Source organism: Streptomyces sp. NPDC001717, assembly GCF_042892775.1.
GTDB lineage: Bacteria > Actinomycetota > Actinomycetes > Streptomycetales > Streptomycetaceae > Streptomyces.
Genome location: NZ_JBIAUK010000001.1, coordinates 288,174 through 305,159, shown reverse-complemented (window position 1 = coordinate 305,159; position 16,986 = coordinate 288,174). Strand labels below are relative to the sequence as shown.

Sequence of the window (16,986 nt, the reverse complement as noted above, 5' to 3'; positions counted from 1 at the left end):
GCCGCCCGGCGGGGCCCGAAGGCAGGGTCCCGCCGCGAACGGGCGAGCCCCCACAACGAGGAAACCCCCCGCCGCTCCTCTCGGAGCGACGGGGGGTTTCTTCTTACGAGCACTCAGCCGTTGTACGGGCCGTAGTCGTAGTCCTCCAGCGGGACAGCCTGGCCGGAGCCGGTGCCGAAGGGCGAGTAGTCGATGTCGTCGTAGCCGACGGCCGAGTACATCGCGGCCTTCGCCTCCTCGGTGGGCTCCACCCGGATGTTGCGGTAACGGGACAGACCCGTACCGGCCGGGATGAGCTTACCGATGATGACGTTCTCCTTGAGGCCGATCAGGGAGTCGGACTTGGCGTTGATCGCCGCGTCCGTCAGGACCCTGGTCGTCTCCTGGAAGGACGCCGCCGACAGCCACGACTCGGTCGCGAGCGAGGCCTTGGTGATACCCATCAGCTGCGGACGGCCGGAGGCGGGGTGACCGCCCTCGGTGACCACGCGACGGTTCTCGGTCTCGAACTTCGACCGCTCGACCAGCTCGCCCGGCAGGAGCTCCGCGTCGCCGGACTCGATGATCGTCACGCGGCGCAGCATCTGCCGGATGATGATCTCGATGTGCTTGTCGTGGATCGACACGCCCTGCGAGTTGTAGACCTTCTGGACTTCGCCGACCAGGTGGACCTGGACGGCACGCTGGCCGAGGATGCGCAGCACGTCGTGCGGGTTGGTGGCACCCATGGTGAGCTTCTGGCCCACCTCGACGTGGTCGCCCTCGTGCACGATGACCTTGGCGCGCTTCGAGATCGGGAACGCCGTCTCGTCGCTGCCGTCGTCGGGCGTGATGACGATCTTCTTCGTCTTCTCGGTCTCCTCGATCCGCACGCGGCCGGCGGCCTCGGAGATCGGGGCGACACCCTTCGGGGTACGGGCCTCGAAGAGCTCGACGACACGCGGCAGACCCTGCGTGATGTCGTCACCGGCCACACCACCGGTGTGGAAGGTACGCATCGTCAGCTGGGTACCGGGCTCACCGATGGACTGGGCGGCGATGATGCCGACCGCCTCACCGATGTCGACCAGCTTGCCGGTGGCGAGCGAGCGTCCGTAGCAGAAGGCACAGGTGCCGACCGCGGACTCACAGGTCAGGACCGAGCGGGTCTTGACCTCCTCGACGCCGTTGGCGACCAGGGCGTCGATGAGGACGTCACCGAGGTCGACGTTGGCCGGCGCGATGACCTTGCCGTCGATGACGACGTCCTCGGCCAGCATGCGGGCGTAGATCGAGGTCTCGACGTCGTCGGCCTTGCGCAGCACGCCGTCCTCGCCGCGAACGGCGATCTTCAGCTTCAGACCGCGCTCGGTGCCGCAGTCCTCCTCGCGGATGATCACGTCCTGCGAGACGTCCACCAGACGACGGGTCAGGTAACCCGAGTCGGCGGTACGCAGGGCGGTGTCCGCCAGACCCTTACGGGCACCGTGCGTGGAGATGAAGTACTCCAGAACGGTGAGGCCCTCACGGAAGGACGCCTTGATCGGACGCGGGATGGTCTCGTTCTTCGCGTTCGACACCAGACCACGCATACCGGCGATCTGTCGCATCTGCATCATGTTTCCTCGGGCACCCGAGTCAACCATCATGAAGATGGGGTTCGTCTTGGGGAAGTTCGCGTTCATCGCCTCGGCAACCTCGTTGGTCGCCTTGGTCCAGATCGCGATGAGCTCCTGCGTGCGCTCGTCCTTGGTGATCAGACCGCGCTCGTACTGCTTCTGGACCTTCTCGTCCTGCTCCTCGTAGCCCTTGACGATGGCCTTCTTGGCCTCGGGCACGACGACGTCGGAGATGGCCACGGTGACGCCCGAACGGGTCGCCCAGTGGAAGCCGGCCGCCTTCAGGTTGTCGAGCGTCGCCGCCACGATGACCTTGGGGTAGCGCTCCGCCAGGTCGTTGACGATCTCGGAGAGCTGCTTCTTGCCCACCGAGTAGTCGACGAACGGGTAGTCCTCGGGCAGCAGCTCGTTGAAGAGCGCGCGGCCCAGGGTGGTGCGCAGACGGAAGCTGTCGCCCGGCTGGAACTCCTGCTCGCCCTCCTCGGCGACCGGCGGCACCCAGCCACGCGGCGGGATGGTGCCCACCGGGAAGCGGATGTCGACGGCCGACTGCAGCGCGAGCTCGCCGGCGTCGAACGCCATGGTCGCCTCGGCCGTGGAGCCGAACGCGCGGCCCTCGCCCTTGGTGTCACGGAGCTCACCGTCGGTGGTCAGGAAGAACAGACCGAGGACCATGTCCTGGGTCGGCATCGTGACCGGACGGCCGTCGGCCGGCTTGAGGATGTTGTTCGAGGACAGCATCAGGATGCGGGCCTCGGCCTGCGCCTCCGCGGAGAGCGGCAGGTGCACGGCCATCTGGTCACCGTCGAAGTCCGCGTTGAACGCGGTGCAGACGAGCGGGTGGATCTGGATGGCCTTGCCTTCGACCAGCTGGGGCTCGAAGGCCTGGATGCCGAGGCGGTGCAGCGTGGGCGCACGGTTCAGGAGGACCGGGTGCTCGGCGATGACCTCTTCGAGCACGTCGTACACGACCGTGCGGCCGCGCTCGACCATGCGCTTCGCCGACTTGATGTTCTGCGCGTGGTTCAGGTCGACCAGGCGCTTCATCACGAACGGCTTGAAGAGCTCCAGCGCCATGGCCTTGGGCAGACCACACTGGTGCAGCTTCAGCTGGGGACCGACGACGATCACGGAACGCGCGGAGTAGTCCACGCGCTTGCCGAGGAGGTTCTGACGGAATCGACCCTGCTTGCCCTTCAGCATGTCGCTGAGGGACTTCAGGGGACGGTTGCCGGGACCGGTCACCGGACGACCACGACGACCGTTGTCGAAGAGGGCGTCGACGGCCTCCTGGAGCATGCGCTTCTCGTTGTTCACGATGATCTCGGGGGCACCGAGGTCGAGAAGGCGCTTCAGGCGGTTGTTGCGGTTGATCACGCGGCGGTACAGGTCGTTCAGGTCGGAGGTCGCGAAGCGGCCACCGTCCAGCTGCACCATCGGACGAAGGTCCGGCGGGATGACCGGGACGCAGTCCAGAACCATGCCCTTGGGCTTGTTGCTGGTCTGCAGGAACGCGGAGACGACCTTGAGGCGCTTGAGCGCACGGGTCTTCTTCTGGCCCTTGCCGGTACGGATGATCTCGCGGAGGCGCTCGGCCTCCTCCTCGAGGTCGAAGGACTCCAGACGCTTCTGCAGCGCGGCGGCGCCCATGCAGCCGTCGAAGTACGTGCCGAAGCGGTCACGCAGCTCGCGGTACAGGAGCTCGTCGCCCTCCAGGTCCTGGACCTTGAGGTTCTTGAAGCGGGCCCACACCTCGTCGAGGCGGTCGATCTCGCGCTGGGCGCGGTCGCGGAGCTGCTTCATCTCGCGCTCGGCGCCTTCGCGCACCTTGCGGCGCACGTCGGCCTTGGCGCCCTCGGCCTCCAGCTCGGCCAGGTCGCTCTCGAGCTTCTTGGCACGGCCTTCGAGGTCCGCGTCACGGCGGTTCTCGATCTGCTGGCGCTCGACGGAGACGTGGGCCTCCAGCGACGGCAGGTCGCGCTGACGGCGCTCGTCGTCGACGAACGTGATCATGTACGCGGCGAAGTAGATGACCTTCTCGAGGTCCTTCGGCGCGAGGTCCAGCAGGTAGCCCAGGCGCGACGGGACGCCCTTGAAATACCAGATGTGGGTGACGGGAGCGGCGAGCTCGATGTGGCCCATCCGCTCACGGCGCACCTTGGCGCGCGTGACCTCGACGCCACAACGCTCACAGATGATGCCCTTGAAGCGGACACGCTTGTACTTGCCGCAGTAGCACTCCCAGTCCCGGGTGGGACCGAAGATCTTCTCGCAGAAGAGTCCGTCCTTCTCGGGCTTGAGGGTGCGGTAGTTGATGGTCTCCGGCTTCTTGACCTCGCCGTGCGACCAGGTTCGGATGTCGTCCGCGGTGGCAAGGCCGATCCGCAGCTCGTCGAAGAAGTTGACGTCGAGCACTGTGCGTCAATCCCTCTTTCGGGGTCGAGTCTCAATCATGGTCTGAACGGTCCCGGGGCGGCCGGGGGATCACTCGGATCCCCCGGCCAGGCCCGTCAGACCTCTTCGACGCTGCTCGGCTCGCGCCGGGACAGGTCGATACCGAGCTCCTCCGCCGCGCGGAAGACGTCCTCGTCGGTGTCGCGCATCTCGATGGACATGCCGTCCGAGGACAGCACCTCCACGTTGAGGCAGAGCGACTGCATTTCCTTGATGAGCACCTTGAAGGACTCGGGAATGCCCGGCTCGGGGATGTTCTCGCCCTTGACGATGGCCTCGTAGACCTTCACGCGGCCGGTCACGTCGTCGGACTTGATCGTCAGGAGTTCCTGGAGCGCGTACGCGGCGCCGTATGCCTCAAGCGCCCACACCTCCATCTCACCGAAGCGCTGACCACCGAACTGCGCCTTACCACCCAGCGGCTGCTGCGTGATCATCGAGTACGGACCGGTCGAACGGGCGTGGAGCTTGTCGTCGACCAGGTGGTGCAGCTTGAGGATGTACATGTACCCGACCGAGATCGGGTCCGGGAACGGCTCGCCGGAGCGGCCGTCGAACAGGCGCGCCTTACCGGTCGGGAGCACCATGCGCTCGCCGTCGCGGTTCGGGATGGTGTGCTGGAGCAGGCCGGCCAGCTCGTCCTCACGCGCACCGTCGAAGACGGGGGTGGCGACGTTGGTGCCGGGGGCGACCTGGTCGGCGCCGATCGCCTGGAGGCGCTGCGCCCACTCGTCCGCGAGGCCGGAGACGTCCCAGCCGCGGCTGGCGAGCCAGCCGAGGTGGATCTCCAGGACCTGTCCCGGGTTCATTCGGGACGGGACACCCAGCGGGTTGAGGATGATGTCGACCGGGGTGCCGTCCTCGAGGAAGGGCATGTCCTCGATCGGGAGGATCTTGGAGATGACACCCTTGTTGCCGTGACGGCCGGCGAGCTTGTCACCGTCGGTGATCTTGCGCTTCTGGGCGACGTAGACGCGGACCAGCTGGTTCACGCCCGGGGGAAGCTCGTCGCCCTCCTCGCGGTCGAAGACGCGGACACCGATGACCTTGCCGATCTCACCGTGAGGGACCTTGAGCGAGGTGTCACGCACCTCGCGGGCCTTCTCACCGAAGATCGCGCGGAGCAGGCGCTCCTCCGGGGTCAGCTCGGTCTCACCCTTGGGCGTGACCTTGCCGACCAGGATGTCGCCGGCGACGACGTCCGCACCGATGCGGATGATGCCGCGCTCGTCGAGGTCCGCGAGGACCTCCTCGGAGACGTTCGGGATGTCCCGGGTGATCTCCTCGGGGCCGAGCTTGGTGTCACGGGCGTCGACCTCGTGCTCCTCGATGTGGATCGAGGAGAGGACGTCGTCCTGCACGAGGCGCTGCGACAGGATGATCGCGTCCTCGTAGTTGTGACCTTCCCACGGCATGAACGCGACGAGCAGGTTCTTGCCGAGGGCCATCTCGCCCTCTTCGGTCGCCGGTCCGTCGGCGAGGACCTGGGACTCGACGATCCGGTCACCCTCGTTGACGATGACCTTCTGGTTGACCGAGGTGCCCTGGTTCGAGCGGGAGAACTTGGCGACGCGGTACGTGGTGTACGTGCCGTCGTCGTTGGCGACGGTGATGTAGTCGGCCGAGACCTCCTGGACGACACCGTCCTTCTCCGCACGGATCGAGTCACCGGCGTCGACCGCACAGCGGTACTCCATGCCGGTGCCGACGAGCGGGGCCTCCGCCTTGATGAGCGGAACGGCCTGGCGCATCATGTTCGCGCCCATGAGGGCGCGGTTGGCGTCGTCGTGCTCCAGGAAGGGGATCATCGCGGTCGCGACGGACACCATCTGGCGCGGGGAGACGTCCATGTAGTCGACGTCGCCGCCGGCGATGTAGTCGATCTCGCCGCCACGACGGCGGACCAGGACGCGGTTCTCGGTGAAGCGCATCTCATCGTTCAGGGCGGCGTTCGCCTGGGCGATGACGAAGCGGTCTTCCTCGTCGGCGGTCAGGTAGTCGACCTCGTCGGTGACGACACCGTCGACGACCTTGCGGTACGGCGTCTCGACGAAACCGAACGCGTTGACGCGACCGTAGGAGGCGAGCGAGCCGATCAGACCGATGTTCGGGCCTTCGGGGGTCTCGATCGGACACATGCGGCCGTAGTGCGACGGGTGAACGTCACGGACCTCGAAGCCGGCCCGCTCACGGGACAGACCACCGGGACCCAGGGCCGAGAGACGACGCTTGTGCGTCAGACCCGACAGCGGGTTGTTCTGGTCCATGAACTGCGACAGCTGGCTGGTGCCGAAGAACTCCTTGATGGAGGCGACGACCGGCCGGATGTTGATCAGGGTCTGCGGCGTGATCGCCTCGACGTCCTGCGTGGTCATGCGCTCGCGCACGACGCGCTCCATACGAGCCAGACCCGTGCGGACCTGGTTCTGGATGAGCTCGCCGACGTTGCGCAGACGACGGTTGCCGAAGTGGTCGATGTCGTCGGTCTCGACCACGATCGAACGGCCGGACTCGCCGATCGTCTCGGTCTCGCCGGCGTGCAGCTTGACCAGGTACTTGATCGTGGCGATGACGTCGTCGGTGGTGAGCACACCGGCGTCGAGCGGCTCGTCGGCGCCGAGCTTCTTGTTCACCTTGTAGCGGCCGACCTTCGCGAGGTCGTAGCGCTTCGGGTTGAAGTAGAGGTTCTCGAGCAGCGTCTGAGCGGCCTCACGGGTCGGCGGCTCGCCCGGGCGCAGCTTGCGGTAGATGTCGAGCAGCGCGTCGTCCTGGCCCTGGGTGTGGTCCTTCTCCAGGGTGGCGCGCATGGACTCGTACTCGCCGAACTCCTCGAGGATCTGCTCGGTGGTCCAGCCGAGAGCCTTCAGGAGGACGGTGACGGACTGCTTGCGCTTGCGGTCGATGCGGACACCGACCATGTCGCGCTTGTCGATCTCCATCTCCAGCCAGGCACCCCGGGAGGGGATGATCTTGGCGGAGAAGATGTCCTTGTCGGACGTCTTGTCGATGGAGGAGTCGAAGTAGACACCGGGGGAACGGACAAGCTGCGACACGACGACACGCTCGGTGCCGTTGATGACGAAGGTGCCCTTGTTGGTCATGAGCGGGAAGTCGCCCATGAAGACCGTCTGAGACTTGATCTCTCCGGTCTCGTTGTTCGTGAACTCGGCCGTGACGAACAGCGGAGCCGCGTACGTGAAGTCGCGCTCCTTGCACTCGTCGACGGAGTTCTTCGCCGGCTCGAAACGGTGGTCGCGGAAGGTCAGCGACATCGACCCGGAGAAGTCCTCGATCGGCGAGATCTCCTCGAAGATCTCTTCCAGACCGGACTTGGTGGGGACGTCCTGTCCACTCTCAAGCGCCGACTCGACGCGAGACTTCCAGGCGGCATTGCCGAGAAGCCAGTCAAAGCTCTCGGTCTGCAGCGCCAGGAGGTTCGGAACCTCGAGCGGCTCCTTGATCTTTGCAAAGGAGATGCGCAGCGGGGCAGTGCTGGCACCGGTGTTCGTATTGGTCGAGGCGTTGCGCGAGGCGGCCAAGAGGGGGTCCTTCCGAGGGCTCGGACTCACTACGCGCGTACCGGTCCCAGCCGACACATAAGACCAACCACTCCCGATCCGGCTAAAAGGCCAGGTCAGAACGGTTCAACCAAGTGTGCTTCAGCGTGGGCATGTCCCTGGCGACGGGCAGGGGACAGCTAACAGGCAGCGCAAAGGGTCAGTGTAGCCACTCGGCTCACTGATGTCCAGACCAGGTTTCCGGAAACCGGCAACAGGCCTTCCCCATGTCGTAACGTCGCGACCCTCGTACACAGAGTGCGCGTATCAGTACTGCCCTCTCCGGAGCCGATCCATGCCTCGGATCTCGGATCGAGGTGGTCGAGCTGCCGACGGGACTGAGAATTGCGCGCCCGGTCCCGTTCGTCAAGGCCCCCTGCTCCGAGCGGATCATCCTGGGACCCTGGCGCGGAGCAACGATGATCACCCTACTCCCCAACGACGCAGGGGCAAGTCAGGCACTGCGGATACGCCAAAGGGCGACCACCCTTACGGGTGATCGCCCTCGACAGAGGCCTCAGAGGGGCCTCAGAGGTGTTACTTGACCTCGACGGAGGCGCCGGCACCCTTGAGGGCCTCGGCGGCCTTGTCAGCGGCCTCCTTGTTGACCTTCTCCAGGACGGGCTTCGGGGCGCCGTCCACGAGGTCCTTGGCCTCCTTCAGACCCAGGGAGGTCAGCTCGCGCACGACCTTGATGACCTGGATCTTCTTGTCGCCGGCGCCGGCGAGGATGACGTCGAACTCGTCCTTCTCCTCCGGGGCCTCGGCGGCGGGGCCACCGGCGGCGGGACCGGCAACGGCGACGGCCGCGGCGGCGGTGACGTCGAACTTCTCCTCGAAGGCCTTCACGAACTCGGAGAGCTCGATGAGGGTCATCTCCTCGAACTGGGCGAGGAGGTCTTCCTGAGAGAGCTTCGCCATGATGGGCGATCCTTCCACTAATTCGGCAGGTGCCGATATGTCTAGAGAGGCGGGCGTAACGGCCCGCTACGACCCGCGCACTAGGCGGCGCGGATCAATGCGCGAGCCGAATTACTCGGCACCGCCCTGCTCGGCGAGCTTGACGCGAAGCGCTTCCGCGGTGCGGACGAACTTCGACGGCAGCGCCTGGAAGAGCGAGGCAGCCTGAGACTGCTTGCCCTTGAACGCGCCGGCCAGCTTGCTGAGCAGAACCTCGCGGGACTCGAGGTCCGCAAGCTTCTTGATGTCGTCGGCGGAGAGAGCCTTACCGTCAAGGACACCGGCCTTGATGATGAGGTTCGGGTTCTCCTTGGCGAAGTCACGCAGGGCCTTCGCCGACTCCACCGGGTCACCGGTGATGAAGGCGACCGCGGTCGGACCAGCGAAGTGCTCGTCCAGCGCGGTGATCCCGGCCTGGTTGGCCGCAATCTTGGTCAGCGTGTTCTTCACCACGGCGTACTGGGCGTTCTCACCAAGGGAGCGACGCAGCGTCTTGAGCTGCGCGACGGTGAGACCCCGGTACTCGGTCAGCACGGCGGCGTTCGAGCTCTGGAACGCGTCCGTGAGCTCGGCTACCGATGCAGCCTTGTTGGGCGTCGGCATGGTGCGTTCGCCTCCTTCCGGGTGATGAGGACCGCTCAGAAGGGGCTGACAAACAAAAACGCCCCGGCGTAGGCGCCAGGGCGTAGCTCGACCGAAAAGAATTCGGGAGCTTTCCACAGTCACCTGCGCGGGTCGTCCGTAGTCAACGGATCCTTCGGCCACCACACCCTTGCAGGCACGGCAACGACCAGCGGTCTTTGGCTTCTGTGGAAGCGTACGTGAAGGGTTCCAGTCGAGGCAAATCGCCCCCGGGACCGATCGGCTCAGGAGCGGTCGAGGCCTCCCAGCCCCGCGTCCTTCAGCTTCTGGTCGGTCTCCTTGAGCGACTTGTCCACGCCCTTCATCACGTCGTCGAAGTCGACGACCTGCTCGGCCGGGGGCGCGCTCACGGGTTCGGTCGTGCCGTAGCCGGAGAACTTCGCCGAGACCTTCGTCGTGCCGTCCTTGGCCACCCTGGAGGTGTCGACGCGGACCGGGTAGCCGTCCTTGCCGATCCACAGGTCCACCTCGATCGCGCTGTAGTCCTTCAGCGCCTCGCGGAGGGACAGGCGGTTCGCCTCGTCCATGACCTTGGTGGACTCGTCCGCCGCGAGCAGCTCCGCACCGGTGAGGCCGGCCTTGTAGTGCTTGGCCTCCACGCCGTCGGGCTGCTCGGCGCCGACCAGGGTCAGCTTCTGCTGCCCGAGGAGCAGTGCGAGGTATTCGGCCGGGTCGTCGTTGAGCTGGTGGCGGGGCTTCCCGTCCTTGTTCAGGTTCATCCTCATCCAGGACTTGCCCTCCAGGGGCTTGTCCACGGCGGTGTAGACGACGTCGCCCAGCATGACCTGGCGGCCGTCACCCCCGTTGGCGTCGATGCCGGTGGCGGCCGGGTACCAGCCCTTCGTGCCGGTGAGCCGCAGGGGCTTCCCGTCGCTTCCCGTGAACGTCATGTCGAACCGGGCGAACTTGGCGGCCGCCGTCTTCACGTACGACGCCTTCACCGCGTCGGCCGGTGACTCGGTCTTCGGGGCGGCCGAGCCGGCGGGCTTGTCGTCCGACCCTCCGGCCTCGGCTCCCCCACAGGCCGTGAGCCCGCCCACGAGCAGCGCGGCCCCCGCCGCGACGGTTCCCGCCCGGGTCAGGACAGCCTTCTTCATTCGTTCTCCCCCATGGGTGGATCTGCGTGCTTCAGTGGCGCGGGTGGTGGTCAGGCCGAGCCCCCGCCGCTGCCCTTCATCATCTCGGCGAGGTCGACGACCTGGTCCGCCGGCGGAGCGGTCACCTCGACCGGCTTGTTGATGTCCAGGAACTTGACGGTCACGTCCATCTGGCCGGACGTGCCGGTGCCACGGGTCCGGAACTGCTTGGTCTGGTCGGACTCGTCGATCCAGATGTCCATGGTCATTTCCTTGATGCCCTGGTCCTCGATCGCCTTGAGGTTCTTCTCCTGGCGCTTCTTGGTCTCGGGCGTGGAGCCGGCGCTCTGGGCCTTCATCTGGTCCAGCGTGACGGTGCCGGTCAGGTGGGTGGTCTTCTGACCGTCGACGGTCTCCTCGCCGACCACCTTGAGGTCCTTGGCCGCGCTCAGGTCGTTGGCCTTGTCACCCGGGTTCTCCCCCTGCTGCCCCCCGCCGAGCGACTCCAGCTGCGCCGCCTGGTCCGGCGCCAGGGTCTTCAGGTCGAACTTCATCCATTTGCCCTCGCCACCCAGGTACATGGCTCCGTCGAGGAGGCGGATCTCCACCGTCTCACCCGGCTTCTCGGGCGATGCCATCTTCATGGACATGGCCACGGAGGGCTTGATGCGCATGGCGGCCTCGCCGGAGATGTTCGTTCCCGCCGCCGAGCCCGACATCGTGTAGCGCAGGGAGGTGATCTCCTCGGACTTCTTCTTCGTCTTCTCCAGGTACGTCGCAGGCGTGACCTGGGCCGGCGACGGAGCGGCCTGGGAGGGGCTCGCGGGCGCCCCGTCGGCCTTCTTCGCGTCCTTGCCGTTCTCGCACGCCGTGGCGCCCCCCGCGAGCAGTACGGCGGCCAGCACGGCTCCCACGGTCTTCCTGCGGTACGCGTTCACTCGTTCCCCACCCCTGGTCAAATCCGACGATCTGTTCAACGGCGACAGTACGCCGCGTCGCTGACAGTAATCGCACAGGGCTCGCACAGCATGTGAAAAAACGGGCCCTCCGCCCCGGGTAAGGGGGGCGGAGGGCCCGTTCTCAGGTGATCGGCGGGCCGAGGGCCCGGTCAGATCAGACCGCGGCCGGGTCTTCCTCGACGAGGAGGTTCCGGGTGCGGTTCGGGTCCAGCTGGATGCCGGGGCCCATGGTGGTGGAGATCGCGGCCTTCTTGATGTACCGGCCCTTGGCGGCGGACGGCTTCAGACGAAGGATCTCGTCCAGGGCCGCGCCGTAGTTCTCGACCAGCTTGTCATCGGAGAAGGAGACCTTGCCGATGATGAAGTGCAGGTTCGAGTGCTTGTCGACACGGAACTCGATCTTGCCACCCTTGATGTCGGTGACAGCCTTGGCGACGTCCATGGTGACGGTGCCGGTCTTCGGGTTCGGCATCAGGCCACGGGGACCGAGCACGCGGCCGAGGCGGCCGACCTTGCCCATGAGGTCCGGGGTGGCGACAACCGCGTCGAACTCGTTCAGGCGGTTGCCCTTGGCGATCTCGTTGATCAGCTCGTCGTCGCCGACAATGTCGGCGCCGGCGGCTTCCGCGGCCGCAGCACGGTCACCGGTCGCGAAGACCAGGACCCGGGCGGTCTTGCCGGTGCCGTGCGGGAGGTTCACGGTGCCGCGGACCATCTGGTCGGCCTTGCGCGGGTCGACACCCAGGCGGAAGGCGACCTCGACGGTGCCGTCGAACTTGGTCGTGGAGGTCTCCTTGGCGAGACGGACGGCCTCGAGCGGGGCGTACAGCTTCTCCCGGTCGACCTTGGCGTCCGCAGCGCGGAGAGTCTTGCTGCGCTTCACTTCAGCTCCTGTATTTCGGCTTCAGGCATGGAGTCGTGGTGCGGACCAGCGCTTGGCCCTACCACTGGTGGTGCTGGGGGTGGCTGGATCAGCCTTCGACGGTGACGCCCATCGAACGCGCGGTGCCGGAAATGATCTTCACGGCGGCGTCGATGTCGTTGGCGTTCAGGTCGGGCATCTTCAGCTCGGCGATCTCGCGGACCTGGGCAGCCGTGAGCTTGGCGACCTTGGTCTTGTGGGGCTCGCCGGAGCCCTTCTCGATGCCCGCGTGCTTCAGGATGAGGCGCGCGGCCGGCGGAGTCTTGGTGATGAAGGTGAAGGTGCGGTCCTCGTAGACCGTGATCTCCACCGGCACGACCATGCCACGCTGCGACTCGGTCGCGGCGTTGTAGGCCTTGCAGAACTCCATGATGTTGACGCCGTGCTGACCGAGCGCGGGGCCGACCGGCGGAGCCGGGTTGGCCGCACCGGCCTTGATCTGGAGCTTGATAAGCCCCGTGACCTTCTTCTTCTTGGGAGGCATTGCTCTCTCCGGGTCCTAGTGAGAGTTTTCAGCCGCCGATCCGGTCATCCGGATGGAGGCATACCGCACCACGATAACGGGTATCGGTGCGGGGCTAAAAACCGAGCAGGTCAGACCGCCCTTTACGGGGCGATCTGACCTGTCCGGAAGCGTTGGGCCCAGAAGATCCCTAGTTCTTCTGGATCTGGTCGAAGCTGAGCTCGACCGGGGTCTCGCGACCGAAGATCTCGACGAGGCCCTTGACCTTCTTCGAGTCCGGGTTGATCTCGTTGATCGTCGCCTGCAGCGTCGCGAACGGACCGTCGGTGACGGTGACCGAGTCACCGACCTCGAAGTCCAGGACCTCGATGGTGCGCTTGACGGCGGGGGCCGGCAGGCCCGCGGCCTCGGCGGCGGCCTTGTCGGCCTTCTCCTTGGCCTCCGGCGCGAGCATCTTGACGATCTCGTCCAGGGTCAGCGGGTACGGGTCGTACGCGTTGCCGACGAAGCCGGTGACACCGGGCGTGTTGCGCACGACGCCCCAGGACTCGTTCGTCAGATCCATGCGGACGAGAACGTAACCGGGCAGCTTGTTCTGCCGGACGTTCTTGCGCTCGCCGTTCTTGATCTGGACGATCTCTTCCTCGGGCACCTCGGCCTGGTAGATGAACTCCTCGACGTTCAGCGAGACGGCACGCTGCTCCAGGTTCGCCTTCACGCGCTTCTCGTAGCCCGCGTAGGTGTGGATGACGTACCACTCGCCGGGGAGCAGGCGCAGCTCGTCGCGCAGGGCCTGGATCGGGTCGACGGGCTCGGCGGGCTCGACCTCGACGGCCTCGACCTCGACGTCGGCCTCTTCCTCGGCCTCGTCGTCCTCGTCCGCCTCGTCGGCAGCCGGCTCGACCTCGGCGTCGTCCTCGACCTCGGCGTCGACGTCACCCTCGTCCTCGACGTGCAGCGCGGCCTCTTCGGCGGCGACACCCGCCTCGGCGTCGGCGAGCTCGGCCTCGTCGGGGTCCACAGCGTCCGCCGCCTCGACGATGTCGAGCGCGTCCTCGACGGACTCGACGGAGTCGTGGCTCGCGTTCAGGTTCGGGTCAGACACGGTGGCTGCTTCTTCCTGGATACAAAAGGTGGTGGAACATGCGAAAACGGGCGGCACCCATCAAGGCGCCGCCCTCCGCGGGGATCAGCCGAAGACGAACTTGATGGCTTCCTGGAACCCATAGTCAATCACGGTCACCAGACCGATCATGATGACCACGAAGACAATCACCACGGTGGTGTACGTCGTGAGCTGGTTGCGGGTCGGCCAAACAACCTTGCGGAGTTCCGCGATGATCTGGCGGTAGAAAAGCGCGAGCCTGCCCAGGGGGCCCTTCTTGCCGCGCTTGCCGCCCTTGCGGGTCTTCTTCTCGCGCGTCTCGTCCTCGGCGTCAGGCATGTCGATGGAGCCCAGGGCGTCCGTCACGTCTCTCACCTGAATCCGGGTCGTGGCCGTACCGCGCCCGGTTGCGCCGCACGGCGTTGCATCGAAGTACGTACCTGCGCACACACATCCGAAGAATTGGAGTGTGGAGCAGGGCCGGAGGGACTCGAACCCCCAACCGCTGGTTTTGGAGACCAGTGCTCTACCAATTGAGCTACGACCCTTTGCGTCCCCCAACCTACCGCATCCGGGCGAGTGCACGGAGTGCTCACGCTCTGCAGCGGTCGGCGAGGTCCAACGACAGGTGAGTGTACGTGAACCGGGCCCTGACGTCGAACAGCACCGGACGGGAGGTCTTTCGACCCCACCCCGGTCCGGTGACTGAAACGGTGTGCGGCGCCCGTTTGGCGTCTGGGACGATTGCCCGCATGACCTCTGCAACGCCTTCCTCCGAGCGCCGCGTCTCCGCCCGTATCGGCGCCATCTCCGAGTCCGCCACCCTCGCCGTCGACGCCAAGGCCAAGGCCCTCAAGGCCGCCGGGCGCCCGGTGATCGGCTTCGGTGCGGGCGAGCCCGACTTCCCGACCCCGGACTACATCGTCGAGGCCGCGGTCGAGGCCTGCCGCAACCCGAAGTACCACCGCTACACGCCGGCCGGCGGCCTGCCCGAGCTGAAGGCCGCCATCGCCGCCAAGACGCTGCGCGACTCCGGCTACGAGGTCGACGCGTCGCAGGTCCTGGTGACCAACGGTGGCAAGCAGGCGATCTACGAGGCCTTCGCGGCGATCCTCGACCCGGGTGACGAGGTCATCGTCCCGGCCCCGTACTGGACCACCTACCCGGAGTCCATCCGTCTCGCCGGCGGTGTCCCGGTCGAGGTCGTCGCCGACGAGACCACCGGCTACCGCGTCTCCGTCGAGCAGCTCGAAGCGGCCCGCACCGAGCGCACGAAGGTCGTCCTGTTCGTCTCCCCGTCCAACCCGACGGGCGCGGTGTACTCCGAGGCCGACGCGAAGGCGATCGGCGAGTGGGCCGCCGAGCACGGCCTGTGGGTGCTGACCGACGAGATCTACGAGCACCTGATCTACGGCGACGCGAAGTTCACCTCGCTGCCCGTGCTGGTCCCGGCGCTGCGCGACAAGTGCATCATCGTCAACGGCGTCGCCAAGACGTACGCCATGACGGGCTGGCGCGTGGGCTGGGTCATCGCCCCGCAGGACGTGATCAAGGCCGCGACGAACCTGCAGTCCCACGCCACGTCCAACGTCTCCAACGTGGCCCAGGTCGCCGCGCTGGCCGCCGTATCGGGCGACCTCGACGCCGTCGCCGAGATGCGCAAGGCCTTCGACCGCCGCCGCCAGACGATGGTCAAGATGCTCAACGACATCGACGGCGTCTTCTGCCCGACCCCCGAGGGCGCGTTCTACGCGTACCCGTCGGTCAAGGAGCTCCTCGGCAAGGAGATCCGCGGCAAGCGCCCGCAGTCCTCGGTCGAGCTCGCGGCCCTGATCCTGGACGAGGTCGAGGTGGCGGTCGTCCCGGGCGAGGCCTTCGGCACGCCGGGCTACCTGCGCCTGTCGTACGCCCTGGGCGACGAGGACCTGGTGGAAGGCGTCTCCCGCATCCAGAAGCTCCTGGCGGAGGCCAAGTCCTAGCGCGGACGGCAACCCGTCCCTGAGCGGCGTCTCCCCCGGTGGGGAGCCGCCGCTCAGGCGTTTGCGGCCCCGGCTGATGGTGCGCGTCCACCCTGGGCGGTCCGCGCGTGCCACTGCGCGGAGCGTGTCCCCCACCCGCCCTTCCACCGTTCCCCGGGGCTCCGCCCCAGACCCCGCGCATGCGTACGGGCAAGCCCCCAAAAGGTAAAACCACCTCCCGCTCGGCGCGTGCGTACGGCAGGATCGCCAAATGGAGCACGTACGCGATCTCACGCTTCTGCCGAAGGCCCACCTCCACCTGCACTTCACCGGCTCGATGCGCCCATCGACCCTCCTGGAGCTCGCCGACAAGTACGGCGTCCGCCTGCCCGAGGCCCTCACCGCCGGCGAGCCGCCGAAGCTGCGCGCCACCGACGAGCGCGGCTGGTTCCGCTTCCAGCGGCTCTACGACGCCGCCCGCTCCTGCCTCCGCGAGCCCGAGGACATCCACCGCCTCGTGCGCGAGGCCGCGGAGGAGGACGTACGGGACGGCAGCGGATGGCTGGAGATCCAGGTGGATCCCACCTCGTACGCCCCCCTCCTCGGCGGGATGATCCCGGCCGTCGAGCTGATCCTCGACGCCGTCGACTCGGCGTCCCGGGAAACCGGCCTCGGCATGCGGGTCCTGATCGCCGCCAACCGCATGAAGCACCCCCTCGACGCCCGCACCCTCGCCCGCCTGGCCGTCCGCTACGCCGACCGCGGCGTCGTCGGTTTCGGGCTCTCCAACGACGAACGCCGCGGCATGGCACGCGATTTCGACCGCGCCTTCGCGATCGCCCGCGAGGGCGGCCTCCTCGCCGCCCCGCACGGCGGTGAGCTCACCGGCCCGTCCTCGGTCCGGGACTGCATCGACGATCTGCACGCCGCCCGCATCGGGCACGGCGTACGGGCCGCCGAGGACCCCCGGCTCCTCAAGCGGCTCGCGGAGCGGCAGATCACCTGCGAGGTCTGCCCGGCCTCCAACGTGGCGCTCGGGGTGTACGAGCGGCCCGAGGACGTGCCCCTGCGCACCCTGTTCGAGGCGGGCGTGCCCATGGCCCTGGGCGCCGACGACCCGCTCCTGTTCGGGTCCCGGCTCGCGGCCCAGTACGAGATCGCCCGCCGGCACCACGGCTTCACGGACGGGGAGCTCGCCGAGCTGGCCCGCCAGTCGGTGCGCGCTTCGGCCGCGCCGGAGGACGTACAGGCCAAGCTGCTGGCCGGGATCGACCACTGGCTGGCGTCCTGAC

Annotated in this window: 12 protein-coding genes and 1 tRNA gene; 2 read left to right on the top strand and 11 right to left on the bottom strand. The window is 67.0% G+C overall.

Annotated features, from left to right (window positions below; genetic code table 11):
• Positions 1–113 precede the first annotated feature (113 nt).
• The 11 genes from ACFYZL_RS01555 to ACFYZL_RS01505 form a co-directional block, all read right to left on the bottom strand.
• Complete coding sequence (locus tag ACFYZL_RS01555; RefSeq protein ID WP_384588166.1) at positions 114–4,013, bottom strand: DNA-directed RNA polymerase subunit beta'; 3,900 nt, start codon at positions 4,011–4,013, stop codon at positions 114–116.
• 95 nt (positions 4,014–4,108) lie between these two features.
• Positions 4,109–7,591, bottom strand: coding sequence for a DNA-directed RNA polymerase subunit beta (rpoB, locus tag ACFYZL_RS01550; RefSeq protein WP_376658099.1), 3,483 nt, complete (start codon positions 7,589–7,591; stop codon positions 4,109–4,111).
• Between the two features lie 555 nt (positions 7,592–8,146).
• Positions 8,147–8,530, bottom strand: coding sequence for a 50S ribosomal protein L7/L12 (gene rplL / locus ACFYZL_RS01545; protein ID WP_384588162.1), 384 nt, complete (start codon positions 8,528–8,530; stop codon positions 8,147–8,149).
• A gap of 111 nt (positions 8,531–8,641) precedes the next feature.
• Positions 8,642–9,172 (bottom strand): 50S ribosomal protein L10, encoded by a 531-nt coding sequence (gene rplJ / locus ACFYZL_RS01540; RefSeq protein WP_030026650.1) that lies wholly within the window; start codon positions 9,170–9,172, stop codon positions 8,642–8,644.
• A gap of 263 nt (positions 9,173–9,435) precedes the next feature.
• On the bottom strand, positions 9,436–10,308 hold the full coding sequence (locus tag ACFYZL_RS01535; protein WP_384745006.1) for a hypothetical protein: 873 nt from the start codon (positions 10,306–10,308) through the stop codon (positions 9,436–9,438).
• A 50-nt stretch (positions 10,309–10,358) separates the two neighbouring features.
• A complete protein-coding gene (locus tag ACFYZL_RS01530; RefSeq protein ID WP_384745005.1) occupies positions 10,359–11,225 on the bottom strand; it encodes an LppX_LprAFG lipoprotein in 867 nt (288 codons plus the stop codon).
• 175 nt (positions 11,226–11,400) lie between these two features.
• Complete coding sequence (rplA, locus tag ACFYZL_RS01525; protein WP_384745004.1) at positions 11,401–12,129, bottom strand: 50S ribosomal protein L1; 729 nt, start codon at positions 12,127–12,129, stop codon at positions 11,401–11,403.
• A gap of 88 nt (positions 12,130–12,217) precedes the next feature.
• A complete protein-coding gene (gene rplK / locus ACFYZL_RS01520) occupies positions 12,218–12,652 on the bottom strand; it encodes a 50S ribosomal protein L11 (RefSeq protein ID WP_030773771.1) in 435 nt (144 codons plus the stop codon).
• A 169-nt stretch (positions 12,653–12,821) separates the two neighbouring features.
• Positions 12,822–13,736, bottom strand: a complete 915-nt coding sequence (gene nusG, locus ACFYZL_RS01515; protein WP_384745002.1) for a transcription termination/antitermination protein NusG — start codon at positions 13,734–13,736, stop codon at positions 12,822–12,824.
• Between the two features lie 84 nt (positions 13,737–13,820).
• Positions 13,821–14,102 (bottom strand): preprotein translocase subunit SecE, encoded by a 282-nt coding sequence (secE, locus tag ACFYZL_RS01510; RefSeq protein WP_384745000.1) that lies wholly within the window; start codon positions 14,100–14,102, stop codon positions 13,821–13,823.
• Between the two features lie 109 nt (positions 14,103–14,211).
• Positions 14,212–14,284 (bottom strand) — tRNA-Trp (locus ACFYZL_RS01505).
• Positions 14,285–14,488: 204 nt separating this feature from the next.
• On the opposite strand from ACFYZL_RS01505, the gene ACFYZL_RS01500 reads away from it, so the two are divergent.
• Together ACFYZL_RS01500 and ACFYZL_RS01495 are read left to right on the top strand one after the other, a co-directional pair.
• Positions 14,489–15,715 carry a pyridoxal phosphate-dependent aminotransferase gene (locus tag ACFYZL_RS01500; protein WP_384744999.1) on the top strand — a complete coding sequence of 409 codons (1,227 nt, stop codon included), beginning with the start codon at positions 14,489–14,491 and terminating at the stop codon, positions 15,713–15,715.
• 250 nt (positions 15,716–15,965) lie between these two features.
• Entirely contained in the window at positions 15,966–16,985 is a 1,020-nt protein-coding gene (locus tag ACFYZL_RS01495) for an adenosine deaminase (protein WP_384754619.1), read from the top strand.
• Position 16,986 lies beyond the last annotated feature (1 nt).

Coding starts and splice junctions, on each gene's coding strand:
- rplL (WP_384588162.1), bottom strand. CDS start 8,530: ATGGCGAAGCTCTCTCAGGAAGACCTCCTCGCCCAGTTCGAGGAGATG.
- ACFYZL_RS01500 (WP_384744999.1), top strand. CDS start 14,489: ATGACCTCTGCAACGCCTTCCTCCGAGCGCCGCGTCTCCGCCCGTATC.
- ACFYZL_RS01535 (WP_384745006.1), bottom strand. CDS start 10,308: ATGAAGAAGGCTGTCCTGACCCGGGCGGGAACCGTCGCGGCGGGGGCC.
- rplJ (WP_030026650.1), bottom strand. CDS start 9,172: ATGCCGACGCCCAACAAGGCTGCATCGGTAGCCGAGCTCACGGACGCG.
- rplK (WP_030773771.1), bottom strand. CDS start 12,652: ATGCCTCCCAAGAAGAAGAAGGTCACGGGGCTTATCAAGCTCCAGATC.
- ACFYZL_RS01495 (WP_384754619.1), top strand. CDS start 15,966: ATGGAGCACGTACGCGATCTCACGCTTCTGCCGAAGGCCCACCTCCAC.